Origin of the sequence: Psychrobacter sp. YGAH215, from assembly GCF_007280595.1 — a bacterium.
GTDB lineage: Bacteria > Pseudomonadota > Gammaproteobacteria > Pseudomonadales > Moraxellaceae > Psychrobacter > Psychrobacter faecalis.
Window position 1 is genome coordinate 1 of the sequence record NZ_VKLR01000061.1, and the last position, 1,482, is coordinate 1,482.

2 protein-coding genes are annotated in these 1,482 nt (G+C 40.6%); both read left to right on the forward strand.

Annotated elements, in window-relative coordinates:
• Positions 1-747 (forward strand): hypothetical protein (locus FOR85_RS12685; protein ID WP_190295560.1); only part of this gene is annotated, 747 nt, incomplete at its 5' end.
• The coding region (locus FOR85_RS12525) for an endonuclease/exonuclease/phosphatase family protein (protein ID WP_144298179.1) at positions 734-1,482 on the forward strand (749 nt) is incomplete at its 3' end. The genes FOR85_RS12685 and FOR85_RS12525, both read left to right, overlap by 14 nt.

Sequence of the window (1,482 nt, forward strand, 5' to 3'; positions counted from 1 at the left end):
TGTTTAAAATGTGGTGACCCAAGTCACTCCACTGGCCACCATAATGCTTGGTATGATCGTCAAGAGACTGATAATCAAGATAACAATGATGGTTACACTACAGTTGGTAAAAAGAGAAAGAGAAAGCGGAAATCCAAATCCAATACTACTTCTACTGCCACTGCTAATACTGCCACTGCTACAACTGCCACTGCTAATACTGCCACTGCTACAACTGCCACTGCTACTAAAGCCACTGCTACTACTTCTACTGCCACTCAGGCAACTACTCAAGCTGACACTCAGGCTGACACTCCGCCTTCGGCCATTCAGGCAAATACTCAAGCTGACGCCACCGAGGCTGTCACCACCCAAGCAGACACTCAGTCTACTGTCCAAACTCTGGACAAAAATAACACACAAAAGATTTCTAAAGTAGCTCCATCTCAGGATGTTGAGCAACTTGACGAAATCAACACCCCCTCATGGCTTGCTAGTCAAGCTATGTTACCAATCCCTGAAGCTCCCTCACAAGAGGTTGAGCTCAATGAAGGACCAGACAAACTTTTGTTCGATGAAAATGAGTACATTGAGACTCATGACTACTTTGAACCTTCGGATTTCTACAAGTCCGGAGACGATGATGACTACATGGATGAGGACTCAGAAGAAGATGACTCAGAAGACGACGACGAAATGTCAATTGATGCGGTTTCGGAAAATGAAATCGATGACCTTCAAAAAGAGAATGAGAATGATCAATACTAATCAACTAAAAATCACGTCTCTCAACTGTGAGAGAACAACAAACATCAATGGTTTAAAACAACTTATTGAAAACAACGACATTACACTTCTTCAGGATCTCGGAAAAACTACCAGATCTTTGCTTGATATCATACAACTACCACTAACAATCATTTATTCGAAATTGACAGCAATTGTCATTCACCACAAAATTGATGATTTAATCAAAGTCACCAACCAACACACCTTTGAATTAGACCCAGTCGCATTTCCACGAGTTAGTGATGCTGTCATCAGGGTAAACAACAAGAGAAAATACCACATCATCAACGTATACTACCCCCCAAACAAATTCGACGAACAGCGGCAACTTATAAGAATGATATACCGCCAACTCAAGAACAAAAATACGCCTATCATCATGGGAGGAGATTTTAATCATATCCTCAACCCAGAAATAGACCGACAGTTTCAAGTAAGGCACAACTATTCAGAAACAAGAACAACAGAAGAATCTTTATTAAGAAATACACAGCTAAAATTGATAGATGCCTACCGATGTTTTGAACCCCAGGCAATAAACTTCACAAACCATAATCAATTGAACAATAGAAGAATCGATCGGTTTCACCTCTCAGAGAGGCTTGAAAAACAACTCCTTTCTTTCCATCAAAAAAAGGATGACGCTATTAGATCAACCCATGAACGAATCACCATCGTTCTTAAATTTACCAACAAACCAGTCATTGACATGGG